The 23,699-nt window shown below is 47.1% G+C and carries 19 protein-coding genes; 16 read left to right on the top strand and 3 right to left on the bottom strand.

The window, feature by feature from the left end:
- The first annotated feature begins 217 nt into the window (after positions 1 to 217).
- The 5 genes from H065_RS0102485 (at position 218) to recQ (ending at position 7,478) form a co-directional block, all read left to right on the top strand.
- Complete coding sequence (locus H065_RS0102485; protein ID WP_017811429.1) at positions 218 to 1,669, top strand: family 43 glycosylhydrolase; 1,452 nt, start codon at positions 218 to 220, stop codon at positions 1,667 to 1,669.
- Positions 1,670 to 2,218: 549 nt separating this feature from the next.
- Positions 2,219 to 2,614 carry a DoxX family protein gene (locus H065_RS0102480; protein WP_017811428.1) on the top strand — a complete coding sequence of 132 codons (396 nt, stop codon included), beginning with the start codon at positions 2,219 to 2,221 and terminating at the stop codon, positions 2,612 to 2,614.
- A gap of 240 nt (positions 2,615 to 2,854) precedes the next feature.
- Positions 2,855 to 3,856 (top strand): homocysteine S-methyltransferase, encoded by a 1,002-nt coding sequence (mmuM, locus tag H065_RS0102475; RefSeq protein WP_017811427.1) that lies wholly within the window; start codon positions 2,855 to 2,857, stop codon positions 3,854 to 3,856.
- 43 nt (positions 3,857 to 3,899) lie between these two features.
- Positions 3,900 to 5,309, top strand: coding sequence for an amino acid permease (locus H065_RS0102470; RefSeq protein WP_017811426.1), 1,410 nt, complete (start codon positions 3,900 to 3,902; stop codon positions 5,307 to 5,309).
- Positions 5,310 to 5,603: 294 nt separating this feature from the next.
- Positions 5,604 to 7,478, top strand: a complete 1,875-nt coding sequence (recQ, locus tag H065_RS0102465; RefSeq protein ID WP_017811425.1) for a DNA helicase RecQ — start codon at positions 5,604 to 5,606, stop codon at positions 7,476 to 7,478.
- Between the two features lie 147 nt (positions 7,479 to 7,625).
- Here the strand turns inward: recQ and H065_RS0102460 are convergent, their stop codons facing one another.
- The gene (locus tag H065_RS0102460) at positions 7,626 to 8,033 is read right to left on the bottom strand and encodes a DoxX family protein (protein ID WP_017811424.1); all 408 of its coding nucleotides are present in this window, start codon (positions 8,031 to 8,033) and stop codon (positions 7,626 to 7,628) included.
- Positions 8,034 to 8,279: 246 nt separating this feature from the next.
- Between H065_RS0102460 and H065_RS0102455 the strand changes: the two genes are divergently transcribed.
- The 6 genes from H065_RS0102455 (at position 8,280) to H065_RS0102430 (ending at position 15,127) form a co-directional block, all read left to right on the top strand.
- Positions 8,280 to 9,110, top strand: a complete 831-nt coding sequence (locus H065_RS0102455) for a hypothetical protein (RefSeq protein WP_017811423.1) — start codon at positions 8,280 to 8,282, stop codon at positions 9,108 to 9,110.
- A 121-nt stretch (positions 9,111 to 9,231) separates the two neighbouring features.
- Positions 9,232 to 9,987, top strand: coding sequence for a thioesterase II family protein (locus H065_RS0102450; protein WP_017811422.1), 756 nt, complete (start codon positions 9,232 to 9,234; stop codon positions 9,985 to 9,987).
- Between the two features lie 547 nt (positions 9,988 to 10,534).
- On the top strand, positions 10,535 to 12,304 hold the full coding sequence (locus H065_RS0102445) for a B12-binding domain-containing radical SAM protein (protein WP_017811421.1): 1,770 nt from the start codon (positions 10,535 to 10,537) through the stop codon (positions 12,302 to 12,304).
- 297 nt (positions 12,305 to 12,601) lie between these two features.
- Complete coding sequence (locus H065_RS0102440) at positions 12,602 to 13,396, top strand: PP2C family serine/threonine-protein phosphatase (RefSeq protein ID WP_017811420.1); 795 nt, start codon at positions 12,602 to 12,604, stop codon at positions 13,394 to 13,396.
- Positions 13,397 to 13,504: 108 nt separating this feature from the next.
- Positions 13,505 to 13,960 carry a DUF3237 domain-containing protein gene (locus H065_RS0102435; RefSeq protein WP_017811419.1) on the top strand — a complete coding sequence of 152 codons (456 nt, stop codon included), beginning with the start codon at positions 13,505 to 13,507 and terminating at the stop codon, positions 13,958 to 13,960.
- Positions 13,961 to 14,374: 414 nt separating this feature from the next.
- Positions 14,375 to 15,127 carry an HD domain-containing protein gene (locus tag H065_RS0102430; protein ID WP_017811418.1) on the top strand — a complete coding sequence of 251 codons (753 nt, stop codon included), beginning with the start codon at positions 14,375 to 14,377 and terminating at the stop codon, positions 15,125 to 15,127.
- Between the two features lie 101 nt (positions 15,128 to 15,228).
- Here H065_RS0102430 and H065_RS0102425 read toward each other — a convergent pair whose 3' ends face one another.
- Together H065_RS0102425 and H065_RS0102420 are read right to left on the bottom strand one after the other, a co-directional pair.
- Positions 15,229 to 16,692 carry a glycoside hydrolase family 32 protein gene (locus tag H065_RS0102425; protein ID WP_017811417.1) on the bottom strand — a complete coding sequence of 488 codons (1,464 nt, stop codon included), beginning with the start codon at positions 16,690 to 16,692 and terminating at the stop codon, positions 15,229 to 15,231.
- Between the two features lie 247 nt (positions 16,693 to 16,939).
- Positions 16,940 to 17,854 (bottom strand): methyl-accepting chemotaxis protein, encoded by a 915-nt coding sequence (locus H065_RS0102420; protein ID WP_017811416.1) that lies wholly within the window; start codon positions 17,852 to 17,854, stop codon positions 16,940 to 16,942.
- A gap of 527 nt (positions 17,855 to 18,381) precedes the next feature.
- On the opposite strand from H065_RS0102420, the gene H065_RS0102415 reads away from it, so the two are divergent.
- The 5 genes from H065_RS0102415 to H065_RS0102395 all read left to right on the top strand — a co-directional run bounded on the left by H065_RS0102415 (position 18,382) and on the right by H065_RS0102395 (position 23,550).
- A complete protein-coding gene (locus H065_RS0102415; RefSeq protein ID WP_017811415.1) occupies positions 18,382 to 19,023 on the top strand; it encodes a hypothetical protein in 642 nt (213 codons plus the stop codon).
- 1 nt (position 19,024) lies between these two features.
- Entirely contained in the window at positions 19,025 to 19,507 is a 483-nt protein-coding gene (locus tag H065_RS0102410) for a DUF7716 domain-containing protein (protein ID WP_017811414.1), read from the top strand.
- Between the two features lie 64 nt (positions 19,508 to 19,571).
- Complete coding sequence (locus H065_RS0102405) at positions 19,572 to 21,401, top strand: HSP90 family protein (protein WP_017811413.1); 1,830 nt, start codon at positions 19,572 to 19,574, stop codon at positions 21,399 to 21,401.
- Entirely contained in the window at positions 21,398 to 22,486 is a 1,089-nt protein-coding gene (locus H065_RS0102400) for a hypothetical protein (protein ID WP_017811412.1), read from the top strand. The genes H065_RS0102405 and H065_RS0102400 overlap by 4 nt, the downstream gene beginning before the upstream one ends.
- Positions 22,487 to 22,488: 2 nt before the next feature.
- Positions 22,489 to 23,550, top strand: coding sequence for a hypothetical protein (locus tag H065_RS0102395; protein ID WP_017811411.1), 1,062 nt, complete (start codon positions 22,489 to 22,491; stop codon positions 23,548 to 23,550).
- The last annotated feature ends 149 nt before the right edge of the window (positions 23,551 to 23,699 follow it).

Here is a 23,699-nt window from a genome sequence, read left to right as displayed (position 1 = left end):
ATCATGTGTTTCATCCCTTAATCTATAACCAAATTTGCTGTGACTCCAGAGAATTCTGGGTTGTATATCCATGATTTGACCATATATAATCGCTCATCTTCCATTATATTAGTCAGCATTTCCTTATTTTATTATTGTAAGCGTTTACAAATATTCTTAGAATAAGCATGTAATCTGCTACATGCTATCTATTCGATACACTTAGGAGGATGAATGTATGGAGAAGATCACCCGATTCTCGTATAAGCTGCTGTTGACGGGTCTGGGTCTGCTACTGGTATTGACCGGCTGGGGAACTGGAAGTTCACATGCCGAGGCGGCCAGTTCTACCATTACCAATGGAACCGATTGGAAAGATACCTCGGGCAACCCCATCCAGGCCAACAGCGGCAATATTCTCAAAGTCGGTTCTACATATTACTGGTACGGAGAGCATGCAGTCAGCGGCAAGTTCGACAAAGTAAATGTATATACGTCGACTGATCTCAAAAACTGGACATTCGGTCATAGTATTCTGACGAAAAGCTCTGCTGCCGAGCTGGCTTCCAGCAAAATCGAGCGTCCCAAGGTTATTTACAACAAAGCCACCGGCAAATACGTAATGTGGGCGCATTATGAGAATGGAAGCGATTATTCGCTTGCGCGTGTTGCCGTAGCGACCAGCGATACACCGGATGGAGACTTTACTTATATGGGCAGTTTTCGTCCGCTGGATTATGAATCCCGGGATATGACGGTATTCGTCGACACGGACAATCAGGCGTATCTGATTACGGCTTCCCGTCAGAACAATGGGGGTGCCAACAACTCGATGGCGATCTTCAAGCTGAATAGTGAGTACACCGCGGTAAGTTCCTTTGTAGGCTGGGTATTTGAAGGAGCATACCGGGAAGCTCCTGCTGTAGTAAAAAAAGGTAACACCTACTATCTGTTCACTTCCCAGGCATCCGGCTGGTATCCGAATCAGGGCAGTTATGCGACCGCTTCGTCAATGACAGGCAGCTGGTCAGCACTGTCGCCATTCGGTGATCCGTCTGCCTATGCGACACAGATTCACTCTATCGCGACGATCTCCGGCAGCACAGGCACCAGCTATATCTATATGGGAGACCGGTGGAATCCGCTGAATCTGAGTGATCACAAGTTTATTTGGCTGCCCCTGACGCTCAATGACAGTGCCCGAACCGCTTCACTGAATTGGTACAGCAGCTGGAATATAGATGCAGCAACGGGTCAGGTGACGCTACCGGCATTGACCAATCATGCGCTGGGCAAACCGGCAACCGCTGTCTCGGCAACAGGATCGTCTCCTGCCTCCAATGCCAATGATGGGAATGCCCAATCTTCCTGGGCAGCCAGTTCAGCATCATGGCCTGCCTGGTGGCAGGCAGATCTGGGCGCATCCAAAAAAATCAGCGAGGTCAATATCTCCTGGTTTATGTATAAAGGGTCGGAAGCTTACTACAAATACAAAATCGAATACAGCAATGATGGTGTTAATTATACGACTATTGATCGTACCAGCAATACGACTTATGGCTTTACATCGGATGCAGTATCGTTCACAGCCCGTTATGTACGCATCAATATGGTGAATGCCGTACTGCATAATAATCCGAACAACTGGTATACACCAACCCTGCATGAAGTGAGGTTGATGGGAAATTAACACGTAATCCATGCGCAAAGTAGCACGGTTTAATAAAGAATCGATTAAGAGCAGCTGCAAACGGATACAACATACAGACATATACAGTAGAAGATTTTAATCAAAACTCGATTAGCAAAATGATTGACCCATTTCCTATCTTACAAGTACAGAAAATTATAAACATCCAAAACAGCCAGTAGAATCACACCAGCATACGAAAGGTATGCTGGTGTGATTTCTCTGGTTGTTTTTCGTGTTAACCGTTATAGAAGAACAGCTAATAGAACGATTGTAAAAATTAATTTTGAAAAAAGCTTGCCATTCAGTAGAAGAGGAGTTATATTATAAATATCTCGAAGTTAAGATTTATTAAATAAAGATTATGAAGGAGTCAGTAATAATGACGGTTCACCATTTCCTGTAGATTGATTTCTTTGATAAATGAGCCAGGTATATCGTAAGTACATCAGCAGCACTGGAAGTACAACAGAAGAATAAATTTTTTTGAATAAATATCTTAATTTAAAGACAATTAAAAAACAATTTAAACAAATGGAGGAAAAGAAAATGTTGAGTATGGGATTATTGTTAATACGTGTAGTGATCGGGGTTATCTTTGCAGCACATGGTGCACAGAAATTGTTTGGCTGGTTTGGCGGATTCGGTCCAAAAGGAACCGGTGGTTGGATGGAATCGCTCGGAATCAAGCCTGGTGTTGCAGCAGCTGTAGCAGCCGGATTGGTCGAACTGCTAGGTGGGCTGGCTTTTGCCGCAGGATTATTTACTCCAATCGCTGCCGTACTGCTTTCACTGACTATGATAATGGCGATCGTCAAAGTACACGCACCAAATGGCTTCTGGAACACGGCAGGCGGATATGAATTTAACCTGATTCTGATCGTAGTATTGATCGGCATCGCTCTGACTGGTGCAGGCAACTATTCCCTGGATGCTTTGCTCTGATTGCTATAAGCAAGACAATTATTACGCATATTCTTATAAAATATACAAAAGGCAGCCAGCGATGATGTGGGCTGCCTTTTGTATATTATGGTTTACAAATCAGCTGGAATCATCTAAAATACGTTCACAATAAGCAGATAGCTGACAGCATTTTCTGCTGATTACAGAACAGAGATCGGATCGTTCTGTGCAGAAGGACTTTTTGACAGTAATAACTTTATTGCATGAAAGGGGTAAAGCATGAATTCAATTCAATCCATATTGGAACAATACGGAGTTATGATCCTGGACGGAGCCATGGCTACCGAACTGGAACGCAGCGGAGCAGACCTTAATGACAGTTTGTGGTCAGCACGACTGCTGAAGGAGGATCCGGAAGCGATCCAGCAGGTACATTATCGGTATTTTGAAGCAGGAGCCGACTGTGCGATAACAGCAAGTTACCAAGCGACCATACCAGGCTTTGTGCAGCGTGGCTGGAGTGAGCAGGAGGCCAAGGAACTGATTCGCCGATCTGTACAGATAGCGATTGAAGCAAGGGATACTTTCTGGACGGATTATACAAACTCCGAAAATAATAACTTTGCCGCGCAGAAATTCCCGAATCAATTGGATAACGAATCTGTTCGGGCTACGTCACGTCCACGTCCGCTTGTAGCAGCATCTGTCGGTCCCTATGGGGCTTACCTGGCGGATGGTTCGGAATATCGCGGTGATTACAAGCTGAATGAACAACAGCTGGTGGAGTTCCATGCACCGCGTATTCGTGAGCTGATTGAAGCAGGAGCAGATATACTGGCCTGCGAGACGATCCCCTGTCTGATAGAGGCAAAAGCTATCGTGACTGTGCTGCAGCAGTTCCCGGGTGTTCAGGCCTGGTTCAGTTTCAGTGGCAAAGACAATGAGCATATCAGCAGTGGAGAGCGTGCAGCCGACTGTGCAGCATGGCTGGATTCATATGAGCAGGTGGCTGCGATAGGTATCAACTGTACGGCTCTGGAGTATATTCCTGCCCTGATCAGCACAATGCATGCGCAGACGACCAAGCCGATTCTGGTCTATCCAAACTCCGGCGAACAATACGATCCGGCAACGAAAACCTGGCATGGATCTTCATGTACACAGGATTACGGACAGCAGGCACAGGATTGGTATGCGCGCGGAGCACGATTGATCGGCGGATGCTGTCGTACGACACCTGCAGATATTGCCAGTGTTCGCCAAGTACTCCGGACAAAGTGATGCAATAAATGGAAAAGATGGATGAGTGAAAGGTAGGAATATCATGTCAGCACAACAGGAACCGCTCCACCCGGAAGCCGAATCCGGGCAATTTCAACGTAAAATGAAGAGCCGTCATCTGGTTATGCTTTCTCTTGGAGGGGTGATCGGCACTGGTCTTTTTCTCAGCTCAGGCTATACCATTAATCAGGCAGGACCGCTGGGTACGATCCTGGCTTATCTGGTAGGAGCGGTAATTGTCTACCTCGTCATGCTCTGTCTGGGTGAGCTGTCTGTACATATGCCGGTAACGGGAGCTTTTCACGCTTATGCAGCCAAGTTTATCGGACCGGGAACCGGCTATATGATCGCCTGGATGTACTGGCTGACCTGGGCAGTTGCCCTGGGATCGGAATTTACGGCAGCCGGACTGCTGATGCAGCGCTGGTTCCCCGATACATCGGTCTGGATGTGGAGCGCGATTTTTGCCATACTGGTCTTTTTGTTAAATGCCTTCTCGGTACGTTCGTTTGCCGAAGCGGAATTCTGGTTTTCCGGTATCAAGGTTGCGGTTATTTTGCTGTTTATCATTCTTGGAGGAGCAGCTGTCTTTGGACTACTGCCAATGAATGATACAGCATCCGCACCACTGCTCAGTAATTTTACGAGTGATGGTGGATGGTTTCCAAATGGTGTTTTCCCGATCTTTATGGCAATGCTTTCTGTGAACTTTGCTTTTTCCGGTACAGAACTGATCGGTATTGCCGCCGGAGAGAGTGTCGAGCCGGAGAAGACGATCCCGCGTGCAATCAAGGCAACCGTCGGTCGTCTGATTATCTTTTTTGTCGGAACGATTTTTGTGCTGTCGGCGCTAATTCCATGGCGGCAGGCAGGTGTGATCGAGAGCCCGTTTGTCGTTGTATTTGACCGGATCGGGATCCCTTATGCAGCAGATTTGATGAACTTTGTGATTATTACGGCGCTATTGTCTGCTGCCAATTCGGGGCTATATGCCTGTTCGCGGATGCTCTGGTCGCTCTCTTCCGAGCGTCTGCTGCCGCCGCTGTTTGCCAGATTGACCCGTGCTGGTATTCCGCTGAATGCAATGATCGTCAGTATGCTTGGCGGCGGATTGGCGCTTCTGTCGAGTGTGCTGGCGCCGGATACCGTATATATTTTCCTCGTCTCGGTATCGGGGTTTGCCGTTGTCGTAGTCTGGATGGGAATCACGGCATCACAGTTTATGTTCCGCAGGCAGTATATTCGCGAAGGCAATGATATCCGTGATCTCAAATACCGGACACCGCTGTATCCGTTAGTGCCAATTGCCGCTTTTGTACTTTGTCTGGCTTCTTGTATCGGTATTGCTTTTGATCCGAATCAAAGTCTGGCCTTTTACTGCGGCATTGCCTTTATGGTGCTGTGTTATGTAGTGTATTATATTCAGAGTAAAATCGGCAGATCGTCGCATTAGTCAACTTTCTGCTGTCATGAGTTGTTGAAAAAATCGTGTATATCATGGGAAAAGAATCCTAAATAAGCTATAATGAAATACAGGAAGCAGACCAGGCAGGCTACGTATCCTTACGGGTCTGCTTTTTGCCGTCTGCCACATACAGCATACATTCACAGACGTACTCTGATAAAATAAAGATAGAGTATAATCTTGAGAAATTCTGTCTGCTGTCAATTGTTAATGGGCAAACCATACGATAAGCCAATACTATATGATATAAAGTTACATTTTATTTAGATAGGAGTTTTGTACATGAGCGTGCAGGCGCCTGCCATGCAGCAGGCACAGGAGCTGTTGCAGAAGTATTTTGGATATGAGGATTTTCGGGAAGGGCAGCGCAAGATTGTATCGAGTCTGTTAGAGAGGCACGATACACTGGGCATTATGCCGACTGGTGGCGGTAAGTCGATCTGTTATCAGATTCCAGCACTTGTTCATGAAGGTGTGACTCTGGTCATTTCACCACTGATTTCCCTGATGAAGGATCAGGTAGATGCATTGACGGCAGCGGGAGTACCTGCTGCATATATCAACAGTACCCTGTCCGGCAAAGAAGTGAATGATCGCATTCGTGCCGCCCGACGCGGTGATCTGAAGCTGCTGTATGTAGCCCCCGAGCGTCTGGAGCTGGACTGGTTCCGCGACGAGATGAATGGAATGCAGATTACCTGTATTGCGGTCGATGAAGCACACTGTGTCTCCCAGTGGGGACACGATTTCCGGACAAGCTATCTGGAGATTGCACCATTTGTAGAGCAGATGCCGGAACGTCCGATGGTTGCAGCTTTTACGGCTACGGCGACACCGGAAGTACGCAGCGATATTTTGCGGTTGCTACGCCTGGATCAACCGGAAGTATTTATTACCGGACTGGGTCGTGACAATCTGTCGATGTCGGTACTGCGTGGTACCCAGCGCAAGGAGTTTGTGATCGATTATGCCCGTTCCCACGAGAATGAATCGGGTATTGTATATGCCGCTACACGCAAGGATGTGGATGATCTATATAGCCGTCTGCTCAGCAGCGGCGTGAGTGCTGGTCGTTATCATGCAGGGATGAGTGATGATGAGCGCGATCAGAGCCAGGAAGCTTTCCTGTATGACGATGTACGTGTTATTGTAGCGACCAATGCATTCGGTATGGGGATCGATAAATCCAACGTACGCTATGTTATTCATTATAATATGCCCAAAAATATGGAAGCCTACATTCAGGAGGCTGGTCGTGCCGGTCGTGACGGTGATCCGAGTGAATGTATTCTGCTGTTCAGTCCGCAGGATATCATGACCCAGAAGTTCCTGCTGGAACAGAATATGAATGAAGGCGACCGCAAGCATAACGATTACCGCAAAATGCAGCAGATGATTGACTACTGCTATACAACCAAATGTCTGCGCAATGCGATGCTGGATTACTTTGGCGAAGAGCATTCCGGAGAACCCTGCGGACAATGCAGTTCCTGCCGGGATAATCGGGAGCTGGTGGATACAACCATTGAAGCGCAAAAAATCTTTTCCTGTATCTACCGCCTGCGTGAACGGTTTGGCGTATCGGTCGTTGCCCAGGTTCTCAAAGGCTCACGCAACAAAAAGATCGTACAATACAAATTCGATGAACTGCCTACCCACGGTCTGCTGTCGCATCTGACGGAAAAGGAAATCTCCGAGCGGATCAACGTGCTGGCTGCGGAAGGCTATCTGCTGCTCACCGAGGGACAGTATCCGGTCGTGAAGCTGCAGCCACTGGCAGGCGAAGTATTAAAAGGCCAGCATAAAGTCATGCAGAGAGCACCACTGCCAGCTGCTGCGGCAGCAGGACGCGTATCCTCTTCGCGCAGTCGTTCCGGCAGCCGCGGCGAAGAACTGTCTGCGGTGAATGAGACGATTTTCGAACAGCTGCGTCTGATACGTCGTGAACTGGCTTCACGCGAAGGTGTACCTTCATACATTATTTTCAATGATGCGACACTGCGTGAGATGAGTGTAGTAGAGCCGCAAAGTGAAGGTGAGATGTTGACGATCAAAGGGGTCGGCGAAGTGAAATACCGGAAATACGGCGAGCCTTTCCTGGCATTTTTCCAGAAAAAAACGATGGAAGAAGACAGTATATATGGAGATGAACTGTAAAGGATATATGCAGCATGCTGCCATTGGTCTATCGGATATCATCGAATAAGCATCAAAAAGCGCGGTACCCTGACAGGTATCGCGCTTTTTAATTTTATAATGAATGACGGTGTATGAGATACATGACATGCTCTATATATTCTAGTATTAGCGGCGGCTCGATCTGCGACCAAATAGCAGATGATCCAGTGACCAACGGGTCCGATCGGCTACGGCCAGATAAAGAGCAATGACAATATAAGCCAGATCCAGCTCATATCCGGCCATCTGACCATTACCGAGCAGTCCGAGAGACAGCTTGGCTGTAAAAATCGCACCAAGTAAAATCACGATCAGTACAATAGATACATAACGGGTCAACAAGCCTACGATTAACAGAATCCCGCCTACCAATTCGATCGGTGCAACAAGATAAGCCATAAATCCGGGAATGCCGATACTCTGGAAATATCCAGCTACACCGTCCAGTCCCATTTGAAATTTACTAATACCATGGGCCAAAAATAGAATACCCAGTACTACTCTCATAATAGTTATAACAACTGAAATCTTCATAACAAAAACTCCCTTTTGAATTAATGATAAATAACTAACTAAAAGTAATTTATAATATTTTTATCAGCAGGTCAACAAAAATATTTAGGGATTAGAAAGGATCTTGAAGAATATCGGAGAGAACGTCGCCACGATAACGAACGCAGTGTATACTGGACAGAGCTGGAAGTTTAGCCCATACCAAGATGCAATTTACCAATTATGTGGTAGGATACAAAATAATAAAAGAAGTGAAGGAAGGTAGATATGCCTTTATTTCAGAAATATATCGGTATTGATTATTCAGGAGCAGAGCGTCCTGATTCGCGTATTCGTGGACTGGCGGTAGCAGGAGCGAGTGGAGACGGAAGTTGTCATTTGCTGATTTGTCCACAGTATAAGTCTGACCGGAATCTGTCTATTCCTGATAGCAAATCCCATCTGTGGTCCAGGCGGAATATCTATCTATGGCTGCGTGATCAGCTGCTGACCAGCAGTGAACGGATGATTGTCGGACTGGATTACGGACTATCTTATCCACTCACTGCACTGGATCGGCTGCAATTGACCGATTGGGATTCTTTTCTGAGTTGGAGCCGTCGCACCTGGAAAACAACCCGGCTCACGATGAAGGACAGCAAGCAGCAGGTCGATTACCTTAACTCGACAGAAAAAAGACTGGTTGAACGGGAATTCGTTCCCAGTACCAAAAGTGTGATGGATCTGGACCGGGTCTCCGGCATGCAGGGTGCTGTCTCTTACTCTACCCATACCGGACTCCCCTGGATTGGCAGGCTGCGCAGATACCAGCAGCACTATGGAATGAAGGTACATTTCTGGCCGTACGATGGGGTGAATATTCCTGATGATCATCATGTGATTGTTGAAGGTTATCCGTCATTATACCGAAGACGAATGCAGCAGGAGGATTGGAGCGCTACGATGAGTGAGCATGAGCGGGATGCCAGTTATATTGCTCGCTGGATGCAGGAACGCGATCAGGCCGATACACTGCTTGCCTACCTGGCTCTACCTACACTGAGCGCCGATGAACACCGAATGATCCGTCGTGAAGGCTGGGTACTGGGCTGTCTATAGCTGCTTCTGTCAGATATACACTTAATCAGTAACCCTATTCCATATAGATACGATCTATGCACCATCAATCTCCGGCATTGATGCCGGCATACCATTTCACTGGAGAGAGGAAGGATATTCTATGCTACACAATAGTCTGAATTCTCGCAAAATCCGTTTGTTTGCTTTTGCTTATGCAGGTGGCAGCAGCAATATATTTAACAGCTGGAAAAAACAGCTGCATCCCGATATCGAGCTGATACCCGTTGAACTTCCCGGACATGGAAGCCGAATGAGCGAGCCTCTGCTAGAACGGATGGAGCAGGTGATTGAGAACGCATGGCAGGATATGCAGGCTCATCTCCAGGATGACCGTGAATTTGCTTTTATCGGTCATAGTATGGGCAGTATGCTGGCTTTTGAAATGATACATAAAGTGCATCGTGAGACGGGACGCTATCCGATCTGCAGCTTCTTTGCCGGCCGGGTACCGCCGCATATCAGCCGCGATCATCAGTGGGGCGCCCTGCCAGACGACCAGTTCATGGAAAAGGTCCGTACACTCGGCGGTCTGCCGGATGCCGTGCTGGAGCATGAAGAATTGCTGCAGCTGTTCCTCCCAATCCTGCGCGCCGATTTCCGATTGGTCGAAGATTATCGATATGACGGTCAATATCCGTCGCTACCGCTGCCGATCTTCGTCATGACCGGAGAGCAGGACAATAGGACGAACGAGGATATCCAGGGATGGAGCAGCTATTCTGCCGTCTCCTGCCGCTATTTTACTTATCCCGATGGACACTTCTTCATCAATACCTGTGTGGATCAGGTTATCCGGGACGTCAACAATACCTTTGCTGAAATGATCAACAACCGGAGTACTCTACACCGATCATAAGCCGTTACAGACAGAAAGATGTGCAGATCTCAAAGCGAATACTGCCGTATTGTTGTACAGCCACTGTTACTGTATTGCAATTATTGCATCGTTTTTAGCACCCAGCTTTAACGACTGTCAGCATGACATCTTTTTGCGATAGACATTTCTTTGAATATATAGGGTTTGCTATTTACAGGTTGTACTTATAAATGTTTACCAAGACCGCGAGCACAACGTATCTAACACGCAGCTATCTCAATATACCTACCCTGTATTGACTTCGTGAGTTGCTCCAGCACCATGCATATCCATGGAGCGGAGAAAAGAGAATTCTGCCAACGCCCGACATTTAAGAATGGAAATCAACTGCTGCAGGCAGTCATTCAGGATTTCCATTCTTAACCGAAGGAAGTGGTAGAATCTCTTTTCGCAGCGGTAGCCCATTCAACACACCCAGCAGCACTTGAATACATGAAGCACTGGTGTCTGACCAACCAACCGACCAATGCTTGAACACCCGAGCCTCGAGCCACTTCAGTATGAACATCCCGAAGGGAGCGATTTTATGAAAGTCGTACTGTCCACCCTGAATGCCAAGTACATTCATACCTCTCTGGCGATCCGCTGTCTCAAAGCCTATAGCGAAAAGGAATTTGATATCGAGCTTGCCGAGTATACGATCAAAGATCCCGTGATGAATATCGTCTCCGATCTGTATCAGCGTCGCCCGGATGTGATCGGATTCTCCTGTTATATCTGGAATATTGAAGAGACGATCAAAGTGATCGATGTACTGCGGAAAGTGCTGCCGCAAGTAAAAATCATTCTTGGCGGACCGGAAGTATCCTATGATACCGAGCACTGGATGAACCGGCTGTCCAATGTGGATTTTATTGTGATTGGCGAAGGGGAAGAGACGTTCCATCACCTACTGCAGGAGATTGAAGGGGCTGGCAAGTATCATTTCATCTACGGAGTTGCCTATCGCAAAGGAGAAGAAGTAATCGTGATGCCCGGTCGTCCCAAACAGGATCTGAATGAGCTGCCAAGTCCACATCGTTTTGTCGAGGATATTCCGAGTCTGGGCAAGCGGGTCGTTTATTTTGAGACCAGCCGCGGCTGTCCGTTCAGCTGCCAGTTCTGCTTGTCGAGTATAGAAGTAGGCGTGCGGTATTTCGATATTGAACGAACCAAAAGCGATATTTTGTATCTGATCGAGAACGGAGCCAAGCTGATCAAATTTGTGGATCGTACGTTTAATATCAAGCGGGATTATGCACTGGAGATGTTCCGGTTTCTAATCGAGAATCATAATGGATGTACATTCCAGTTTGAGATTACAGCGGATATTATGCGGCCGGAAGTGCTGGATTATCTGGCTGAGCATGCTCCACCGGGAGTATTCCGTTTTGAGATCGGTGTACAATCGACCAACGATCCGACCAATGAACTGGTCAAGCGCCGGCAGAATTTCACGAAATTGAGCCGTACTGTAACCAAGATCAGGGAATCCGGCAAAATCGATCAGCATCTCGATCTAATCGCCGGTCTGCCGATGGAGGACTATAATACGTTCCGCAAAACATTCAACGATGTATTCGCGCTTGGACCGGAAGAGCTGCAGCTGGGTTTCCTCAAAATGCTGCGCGGCACAGGGCTGCGGATCGATGCGGACAAATACGAGTATACGTATATGGATCAGGCACCCTATGAGATTCTGAGCAGTCATATGCTGTCGTTTGACGATATTGTACGTCTCAAGCGGCTGGAAGATGTACTGGAAAAGTACTGGAACGCCCATCGGATGGATTATACCCTGCATTATCTGATGAAAGACGAGTTCAGCTCGCCGTTCGACTTCTTCCAGGAGTTCGGTAACTACTGGGAAGCCCAGGGCTGGCAAAAGATCGGCCACCAGCTGGAAGATTTGTTTGTCCGGCTGCAATCTTTCCTGGAAGATCGGGACACCGGACGAATGGATATTATTCTGGGATTGATGAAGCTGGATTATTTCCTCAATCACAAATACAAGCCTCGTAAAATCTGGTGGGAGCCGACGGTAGATAAGTCCCGTCTGAACCAGCATATCCAGCGGGCTGTCCGGAAGCCGGAGGCTATTTCGGCAGAATTTGCAGAGCTGGGACTGGATGACAAAGATATGCATAAGCACATGGTAATGGAAGAACTGCCTTTCCGCCTCGATCAGCTGTTGGCTGGTGTGCCGATTAGTGGTGCCCAGGGAAGAAGCCTATTGATGGTAGCTTATCAGCAGAATGAGCAGCAGAAGCCGTTGTTTTTTGTAGCGGCACTGACGTCCGAGAGTGCAGTGATGTAATTTATCCAGATAACAGATACCGTATCAGGTCGAAGCATTCACCTCTCAGGAGCAGCCGCTTTTGTCATAGGAGCAAGAAGTTCCGTCTCCCATCATGCCGACCAACAGCTGTCTGAACAGGCCGCCGTACATAGCGCGGTCTGTTTTCTTTTATACCAATGTGCAGCGATGAGGCATGTTCAGATGGGGGATGTGTATCGAATATGGTTAATTGTAAAAGAATCTTTCATACGTATGAAGATGAATCAAGCCGAATCAAGACGTTAAAAATATACACTATAAAAGGAGGCTGCAGGCATGAGCTACAGTTGGGTAGGCAGCAGATATATGTTTTTGGATGAGATCTCAGTCTCCGAGCAAAAAGGTATACATATCGGACGATATGGCGGACATACACTTAGTGGAGCGAACAAGAACGAAGATGGATTGATGGTGCTTCAGAGTGAGACAGGACAGTGGAAGCTGGCGGTACTGATGGATGCTCATCAGACAGCAGAAAGTGCGACACTGGTGATTGATTACTTGCTGAGTCAGCAGGAAGAACTGAACCGGGTACTGAACAGCAGCGATACGTTTGAGCGTCTGGATTATTATTTCAGTGCACTATTCAGCAGCAGAGAATTCCGCGAAGCTTGTCAGACCGTGCAGGGAGAGACAGCCTGTCTAATTCTGTATCAGCGTGAGCAGTATCTGTGGTGGTTCTCGGTTGGAGATTGTGCGGCCTATCTGCTACATCCCGAACTGGCCAAATGGGATCAGTATCTACTGAATCAGAGGCAATTTTATGAATGGATCGGTAGGGTGAATACATTTGATCTGCCAGTGCCTTGTTATAGCTCTGGGCGCCGGGAGCTGCGCAGTGGGCGTAATGTGATTGTGATGCTGACAGATGGCGTGCTGGATGGAGCGGAGGCCTTTTATAATACGCCATCTAATCTGTATCAAGCGCTGTATAACAATAACAGCATGAGCCATAATCTGCATCATATTCTGAACCAGCTGCATACCCATCAGGCGTATGATAGTGCGACACTGATCTGCTGGGAAGTGAATAATACCTGCGAAGCAGCGATACCTTCGGATATGAAATAAGGAAGCATTTATCCCGCCAGCCAGCTATTTTGACAATATGTTTCTTTTTTCTTTATAATAATATGTAAATAATAACATGTATTTATTTACATTATGAGGAGAGATACTATGCAGCAACCAACACTTCATTTAATGGCTTCCTTGACGATTCAGGTAGATACACCGATTGATGTAGGGGTTACTCCTCTGGGACGCCGTCGCCTGATTCCGATTCTATCCGGTCGGGTAACCGGCAAGATTGAAGGTGATCTGCTGCCGGGCGGCGTTGATTCGCAGATTATTCGTCCGGACGGCAAAACGGATTTATCGGCGAGATACGTTATTCGCACGCAGGACAATGAATTAATTTATATCGAAAATAACGGGATTCGTCAGGTCAGTGAGCCTTACCGCGAGCAGGCAGCAGCCGGAGAGATTGTTGCGCCGGAGCATGTCTATTTCCGCACAGTACCGGTATTTGAGACGAGTAGTCTACGGTATAGCTGGCTGCAGGACCGGATATTCATCGGAGCGGCTACCCGTCTGCCGGATGCGGTATTGCTGGATATTTACGAGGTTCTATAGACAATGTGGCATGATCATGCTCATTTCGTGTGATGGAGCTTTATAACAGGGAAACAACTAAAACGACTGCCTCTGCTATACTAAGGAGGACAGTCGTTTTGTTATAAATAGAGAACAGTTCATGTACGAGATTATCCTATATTATAAATTTGTCCAATGAATGAGATGGAGGGTGACAATGAATCGACGCGGAGCAGGAATCGGATTATTAGGAATTGGTGCCGTATTATATACAGGCAGATACATAGGCGCGGCTATTATGGTATGGTGTTCGAACAGGCTGTACTTTTCAAATCAAGAATGGCTTATCTCTATGTAAGTAACGATATGTGACTAATGAATAGAGGTATTCTCCATAAAGAAAGTAATCCCCAGATTATCAGGCTATTCTGGTAAAAGGAAAGGAATATTCCCATGACAACATCCAATAATCAGCAATTAGTTCAGCTGCAATATTCAAAAGCAAATCCGTTATCAACAAACCATTCCGAATCCCAACCAGGCGATCTTCCGCAAAGGTCTTCCAGCAGACAGCAGATGCTGGAGGAGACCGAAGCATTTGTCCGAACCGAGCTAAGTGGTGAGACAAGCGGACATGACTGGTGGCATATTCATCGTGTAGTGCAGATGACCCGGCGCCTGGCTGCTGCCGAACAGGCTGACTTGTTTATCTGCACGATGGCTGCACTGCTGCACGATATCGCAGACGAGAAGCTGAATCCATCCAAGGAAGCAGGAATGCAGCGTCTAAATGGCTGGTTGGATCAGCAGCCGCTGGACCCGCAGGAGCGAGAGCATATTCTGGAGATTATCGCCAATATGTCTTACAATGGCGGGAATAATCCACCGATGCGTACGATCGAAGGAAAAGTCGTACAAGATGCCGATCGGCTGGATGCCATCGGAGCAATTGCAATTGCGCGCTGCTTTGTGTATGCCGGCCATGTGGGTGATCTGATGTATGATCCTAAAGTACCGGTGAGAGAACAGATGACAGCCGAAGAATACCGCAATGGACAGAGCACTGCAATTAATCATTTCCATGAGAAACTCCTGAAGCTCAAAGACCGGATCAACACTCCAGCCGCTCGTGAGATTGCCGAGGAACGCCATCAGTATATGCAGGACTATGTAGACCGGTTTTACCGGGAATGGAATGGCATGTAAAATAAGCAAGGCAGCAGAGATCAAATGATCCTGCTGCCTTTTTGATATTAGAATAAAATGGGCATAAATGGTTAGAATAATCATCGATCTTCAACTGTTGGTTATGGAGCAGCAGCAATATAGCTGTCATACAACCTTATATCCCCACCACGCGTATAGATGGAGATTCGCTCGCATGTCTTATCCGGGAAAATAAGGCTGGTGATCGAATACAGCCCGTCATTGACGAATACTTCCACTGATGAAGCATCCAGTACAATCCGCAGACCAAAGTGACTGCTGGATGGAATATGAATCTGCTGCGGACGATTGAACATTGGCGCATATTCGCTATCTTCGCTGGATTCCCGCTTCACACTCAGCAATTCACTGCTTGAGTTGTAGGATACGCTGGTCTGCTGGTCGGCTGTGTGATGGATAACAACGCCGAATTCTTCAATGCCGTCATGCTGCAGATGCAGATTAATATCAGCAATACTCGCCGGTAGATCGACTTCATAGGTCTGACCATCGGTTATGGAGAGACTTCTTAGTTTGGTCTTAGAAGTGAAACTGCGATCCAGCTCTGCGACCGGACGCTGGCAGAGTACCATTTTGTCCTTGATCGATCGAAGGGAGAGAACGCGTGGCAGTGTCATCGAACCGCGCCAATTGCCGGTTGGTAGCTGATGGGCATACCGCCAGTTATTCATCCAGGCCATATAGATCCGGCGGCCATCCGACTGGGGAATGTCCGAGAAGCTAACCCCCGCATAATTATCCCGTCCGTAATCGAGCCACTGGATTTTGGAGTGATCCGGCATAAACTGTCGTCCGTCAAAGGATCCGGTAAAATACTGCGTACGCGAACCGTGATACAGCTCCGGACTATCGCCGATACTGACCAGCAGCACCCATTTACTCGCTTCGGTTCCTTCTACCGGGAGTCGGAACAGGTCCGGACATTCCCATACGCCTTCATGACAGCCGATGCCCGCTCCGAATTCACTGACCAGCTTCCAGTCCAGCAGATTGGAGGAGGTATAGAACGAAATACTCTGTCCGGTCGCCAGCGCCATGACCCAGTAACCTTTGGGACGATACCAGAATACCTTGGGATCACGAAAATCAGGCTTGTCGGTGCTGGATAATACCGGGTTATGCTCATACTTGGTCCATGTTCTGCCCCGATCATGGCTGTAGGCAATGCACTGTGACTGTACATAGGGTGCATCGATATCCGGCGAATCTGCTGTATCCAGATGAGTTGTATAGATAGCGACCATACCTGGCTCATCCGGGAATAGACCGGACGTATTATTCCAATCAATCACGGCACTGCCCGAGAAGATCGTACCCTGTTCATCCGGATAGAGAGCAATATCCAGCTCTTCCCAGTGAATCAGATCGGTACTGACAGCATGACCCCAGTGCATCGGTCCCCATACTGTAGAATGCGGATGATGTTGATAGAACAGATGATATTCACCTTCAAAATAAACGAGTCCATTCGGATCATTAATCCAGTTTTGCTGCGGTGCGAAGTGCAGATGCGGTCTATAGCTTTTGAGAAAAGAGGATTCCATCGAATGACCACCTTTGCAGGAATTTGGCAGTGCCTGATACTTATTTTATGATAACGTTTTCAATAAAGAACAGTAGCAGATCGAACGACTGCTTCTATCTCCTATTTTATACAATTCAAGCGAGATGTTCTATCTTTTCATAGCTGAAATAGAAGATTAATTTCATCAAAAAAGACTGTCATCACAATATCTTGCGATAACAGTCTGCTGATTGGGTCAACATCATATAATGATGAATTAGTATAGATTAGATAATATCGGATACTTTACGTGCCTGGTTATCCAACTGCTGGGCTGATGAGGCAATCGTAGAGAATTCCTCTATGGCTACCTGAATCTGCTGCTGGCTATCTTCCACATCGCTTTGTACACCCGTAGTTCCGTCCGAGATTTTATTGATCTCCTGGGTGATCGAATCTACACTGTTTTTGACTTCAATAATGGATTTCTCGACCATACCGGATAACTTGCGTACTTCCTTGGCTACTACATCGAATCCGCGGCCGAATTCGCCGGCATGGGCAGCTTCGATAGCGGCATTAAGTGCGAGCAGATGTGTCTGCGAAGAGATATCACGAATCGTTTGCACCACTCCCTGAATAGAGTGTGCCTGCTGTTGCAGATTTTGAAGAGTAGACGTATTCTCCAGTGAAGCATTAGCAATTTTGTTAATGCTGGTCAGCAGATCCTGATTGCGCTGGATACCGGTATCTGCGCGTTGACTTAGTTCATCGGCCATATTTTGCATATCCTGTACAACGTTTGTAATATTCATTTGACGTGTAGTAATATTCGCTGCAATTTTGGTAACTCCGATGACTCTGTTTCCTGCTTCGTTAAAAACAGGCATGTAGGTGGCTTCAAGCCAGATCGCGTCACCGTGCGCATCCATACGTTTGATCTTATCCTGAAAGCTTTTGCCGGAAAAGAGATTTTTCCACATTAATTCATATTCGGGACTATTCACAAATTCGGGAAAACAAAACTGTTTGTGACTCATGCCAAGCATGGCGGCTGGTGTATAACCCATAGTACTTGCAAAGATATTGTTCACATAAGCGACCTGACGATTCGTATCAAACCGGATAATCGCCAGATTTTTCTCAAGAGATTTTACTACAAGTTCATCGGTTACAGTTTGATCCTGATTGTTGGTTGTCATAATACAGAATGCCTCCACGTCCAAATTCGTTTTCGGTAATTTTTTTATCGTAGTTTTGTCGATTTAATAAGTGATTAAATTACCTGGATACTACTTATTATCGTATGCAGTTGCGAGAATGATTAGGTCAAAAGTAGTAGCTTGCTAAATAATTTGTTCAATTTATATTGATTACAAGCTAATTCGGTAAATAGCCATTATCGTTCATTCACAAACGTTTACATACAGTCATGAAAATGCGTATTTTTGGCGGAAAATGAGTGAATAAGCAAAATGACGTTAGAGAATTCTAATACATGTTGATTCATAAAATAGCAGCTTCTATTCTATTTCACCAGTTAGGTGCAGTCGGTAATCAGGTTGTTACTGACCGAATACATCGGTATACTTATAAGTAATATATCCTGTTAAATAGCAGGAATAAGGAGAGAACTGGAATGTAATTCTGGATATAGCAACGGCTATGGATAATACGCCTATTCAGCTAACCGGTTATGGAGACATAACCTGTCAAGGGAGGTGCAAAGGTGAAACGTTTCAAAGATCCTGTCGGAATGCCTTATTCCATCTATGCGATCCTGAACAGCGGCGGTGAAATTATCGTCAAATGTTCTCAGTGCGAAGGACCAGCCAGTATTCGCTATCTATCAGATGAACAAGAAGTTATCGTGCGCTGTTCATCATGCCTGTATCAATCAAGACAACAGCCGCGATATGCTTACTCGGTAGCTGCAATATGTACACATTGCGAGAGGTGGTTCAACCAGCCGCTGCATAACCGGCGACAATTCGGTCAAAAGCAGGTTCATTTTCCATGTCCCCATTGTAATAGGGTTAACCGCGTTGCTGTTCGCAAGCAGGATACCGGCTACTGGCAGATGCCGGAGATTTATCAGGGTAGAGAGCCTTATTTTAATTTGGAACTGTATTTCATGGATGATTATCGTGGACAACAGGTGTGGGCACTGAATCGGGAGCATCTGAGCTATCTGCTGGACTATATCTCTGCAGATCTGCGCGAGAATTCCATGTATTTTCAGGTTATCCGCACAGCTTCCCATCCTATACCCAAATACATGAAAGAAGCCAAAAACCGCGATGGAATCGTCAGGCTGCTGCGCAAAATGCAGATGAAACACAGTCCGTCTTCCGGCAGAAAAGAGGGATAAGTTGAGTCGATACGAAGATCGGATGGCGGATTATAACCGCAGAACCCGTCCGGATAGCATGACATTCGGGAATCTGCAGGAATTGGTCGCTATGCATGGGCAGCTGCATAATGAATGGCTCTATACCGATGTGGAGCACTGGAATGAAGATCCGCTCCACACACCCATCTATTATTTTAGTGAAGAATGGCTCGGGGAGCAGGAAGAACAAGGGCTGACGGTACAAAATGATCGTGAGGACATACTGCCTGCCAGGTTTGCGGAGCAAGGTGTCCAGACATGGTTGGAACTTGCTACATTTGAAGATGTGATCGATGTACTCAAGCAGGCGAAACAGCCGATATCGCTCACGATGATTGTGATGGCATTAAATTATTATTACGAATACGATGCTTTTCTGGATTACGATCAAGTGACAAGCCGGATCCAAGCTATAGATGTGCTTCATCAGGTCGCTGAACACAAGCAGTCCAAAGACATATAATCACAGGCTCTGCATCCGAAAGAAAAATAGATATTCACATTTCAGGTGAGAATGGAGAGTACTTATGAGCAATCAGAATAATTATCGTTTTCAGGTGAACCTGAGCGGCATGATCAATATTTTATCCAATCATTTATACAGTAATCCACGGGTATTCCTGCGTGAAGTGATGCAAAATGCAGTGGATGCCATTACGGCACGTAACCAGCTGGAGACGGATTATCAAGGCAAGGTGCATATCGAGCTCGCCGGAAGCGGTGCAAATTCAACACTGATTATCGAAGATAATGGTGTCGGTCTGACCGAGAAAGATATTCATGAGTTTTTGGCACAAATCGGTCAGTCTTCCAAGCGTGGCGAGGCTGCTTTTACTGGAGAGACGACGTTTATCGGGCGATTCGGTATTGGTCTGCTCTCCTGCTTTATGGTGAGTGACGAGATTGTCATGGTGACTCGCTCCGCCAAGGGTGGACCTACGCTGGAATGGCGTGGACAGCCGGATGGTACATACAGTATCCGTACCCTGGAAACGGATTTATCGGCAGGAACCAAGGTATACCTGCGCTGCAAGACAGGCAGTGAAATGTATTATGAACCACAGGAGCTCGAGCGTGGCCTGTACTACTATGGAGCGTTGCTGCCTTATCCGATTACATTCAATGATGGCACATCCAGCAAAGTGATCAATGATTACCGTCCGGTCTGGATTCAGGAACCGGATCTGGCCCGCAGTAATCGGGAAGAAGTATTACAGTATGGCGAACGATTAATGGGAGAGCAGTTCAGAGACTTTATTCCACTGCGTACGGCTTCCGGTCGGACAGGAGGGATTGCCTATGTGCTGCCACATGCAGTCAATCTGAATGCCAAGCGTTCCCATCAGGTTTATCTCAAATACATGCTTGTCTCCGACAAAGCAGAGAATATTTTGCCGGATTGGGCCTTTTTTGTGAAGTGTCTGATCTGGACCGATGAACTGCAGCCGACAGCATCACGTGAACATTTTTATGAAAATGAAAGATTGGAAGAAGTACGTGATGAGCTGGGCGAAGCCATCCGCAGCGAGCTGATGCGCATGGCGGACTATGATCCTGACCGGCTGCAGCATATTATCCAGCTGCATGCCCTGTCGATGAAAGCACTGGCAACCGAAGATGCCGAGTTCTACCGGATCGTTCACCGCTGGCTGCCGTTCGAGACGACCTATGGACGGCGTACTCTGGGCGAAATGCTCAAGGAGCATGATCATATTCACTATACGCTGACACTGGACGAATATCGTCAGATCACTCATGTGGCTTCGGCACAATCCTTGCTGGTAGTTAATGGTGGGTACATCTATGATGCCGAGCTAATGGCGCTGCTGCCCGAAGTCAATGCACAGGTAGTCACCGAGCGTCTGCTGCCGGAAGATGTATCCATGTCCTTTACCGATCTGACACCGCAGGAACGCAAGGAATACTATGAGAAAACACGGCTTGCCGATATGGCTCTGCAGCGTTTCCGTTGTCAGATCCAGTTGAAGCGGTTCAAACCATCCGAGTTGCCGGCACTGTTTACCCTATCCAAAGAATCTTCGGATCTGCGTTCTCTTGAAGCTGCCAAGGAAGTAAGTACAGATACGCTTTCTTCAATTCTCGGTTCACTGGGATCCACGATGCAGCAGTCGGCGTATTCGACGCTGTATCTGAATCTGGACAATCCGGTAGTTGGACGCATTTTCCAGCCGGGTAGCGAGGAGATGATGCAGGTAGCGATCGAGATGTTATATGTTAATTCACTCATGATGGGCCACTATCCAATGAACAAGCAGGAGATGGCTGTCCTGAATCAGGGCATTCTGCGATTTATCGAATGGGGATTGTCTGCAGGTGGCAAAGGAGACTCGCTATGAGTACACCGATTGATCCGGAAATTCTGGCGCTGTACAGAGAGGCGCTTGAACTGCCAGACAGTCGGACCAAGGTTGAACTTCTGGAGCAGGCAGTACGGATTGCGGATCATCAGGGACATATCGAAGCGGGATACATGGTGCGCAGCGAGCTGGTGGAAGCAGCGATATTCAGCGGCTATCCCCGTAAAGCAATGATTCATTATTCGTGGATGCTTGGTCAGTATGATCAGAATCCGCAGGCATACAATCAGCATAATCTGCTCTGGTCGTACAAATGGATCTTTGTCAATGCTATCGATTTTCCGGAGATCAGCCGGGAGCAGCTGCAGGAACTGATAGACGATATGCGTGTACGTTACCAGGCGGCTGGTTATAGTGACCGCACGTATTACTCCAATCTGTATACCCTGCATCTGTACGTCGGAGAGCTGGAGCAGGCGGATGACTATATGAAGCTTGTTCTGCAGCTGCCGCGTGATCAGATGAGTGACTGCTCTGCCTGCGAGCAGGATGAACTGGTGGATCACTATATCATACTGGGCAGACATGAAGAAGCTTTGCAGGCAGCCGAACCTATTTTGCAGGGGACAATGAGCTGTACTACGGTTCCTCATCAGACCATTGCTTCACTGCTGCTGCCTTTTTACCATTTGGGACGTACAGCCGAAGCGGAAAATTATCGCAGTCGTAATTATGCGAATATCGCAAGCAATCGTGATTATTTGCAGTCGATAGGTGAACATATTGGCTATCTTACCCATACCGATCCATTTCTCGGCTTGGATCTGTTCGAACGTCATGCAGATTGGCTGATTGATCATGAGAGTGCACTGGAAGCCATGATGTTCAGTATGCATGTAGCTGGTCTGCTGCGGCGTCTTAGCAAGGAGACGGATGTGCACTATCAAATCCGTCTGCCTATGGAATATGGTTATACGGGTGATAAAGCAGATGTCGGTGCACTAGCGGATTATGTACTGCAACAGGCACTGGATACCGCAGCCCGATTTGATAAGCGAAATGGCAATTCGTATTATACCGACAGGATTCATCAATATATCAGGGGAACGGAGGCTATTAATTAACTATGAATACAGAACGAAGTTACGAAGAATTGCTGGATGAGGCATATCAATTACCCAATGGACATGCCAAATTGGAACTGCTGGATGAAGCGGCGCGGATCGCTGACAGTCTGGGCGAAGTCGATGCCGGATACGAAATTCGTGGGGAGATTGTCGAGACGGCTACATTTAGCGGATATCCGCGCAAAGCGCTGGTCGCTTTCTCCTGGCAGCTTGGTCAGTATGACAAGAATCCGGAGGAATATTATGATTATCCGCTGCTCTGGTCGTATAAATGGATCGTAGATAATCTGCTCTGTTTCCCGGAGATTGAGCGGGCACAGATCGATAATCTGTTGGAAGATATGCGGCGCCGGTATCAGGAACACGGCTATAATGACCGGACCTACTGGTACTACCGCTTTACACTGGCTCTGCAATCCGGTCAGTTGGAGGAAGCGGGACAGTTCCTGCAGCAGCTCCGACCGATGGAACGGGACGGAATGAGTGACTGCGAAGCCTGTGAGCAGAATGAATTTGTCGAATATTATATGCGTCTTGGTGATGATGAGCAGCTGCTTCAGGCAGCGCAGCCTATTCTGACCGGGAAAATGACCTGTGCAGAGATTCCGCATCTGACCTTGTCCAAGGTACTGCTGCCCCTGCACCGTCTGGGGCGTCACCAGGAAGCAGAGAAATATCAGAAAAAAGGATATCGGCTGACCAAGGATAATCATGACTTTTTGCGCTGTATAGGAGAACAGATCGGATACCTGACCGTAACCGATCCGTTCAAGGCACTGGAATTGTTTGAGAAACATATCTCCTGGACCGCAGAACATGAAGATCCGCTCGATAATATGCTGTTCCATGGTTATGCAGCAGCATTATTCCGGCGTCTGGCCGAGGAGCAGGTCAACTTCAATGTGAAGATTCCTTCTTTTTACCCGTACCCGGAGCATGCGACAGATGTGAACAAATTGGCTGCCCAGTATAGTGAAATGGCACTGGAAACTGCCCGCAAACTGGATCAGCGTAATCACAACCAATATTATGTGACGTATCTTCAGACGCTGCCAAGATAAATGGAAATGATCGATGAAAAGATTTTGATTGGCGTAGCCGTATGATGGTATGGGAAAGGGCGCTCAGATGAGCGCCTTTTTATATGATAAGACTGTTATGATCGACAGGCATGTTCTTCAGAAATGTAACTAATCCCTTATATTAGAAA

The organism is Paenibacillus shenyangensis (assembly GCF_000346635.1).
Classification (GTDB): domain Bacteria; phylum Bacillota; class Bacilli; order Paenibacillales; family Paenibacillaceae; genus Saccharibacillus; species Saccharibacillus dauci.
This window is presented reverse-complemented; position numbering and strand designations above follow the sequence as displayed.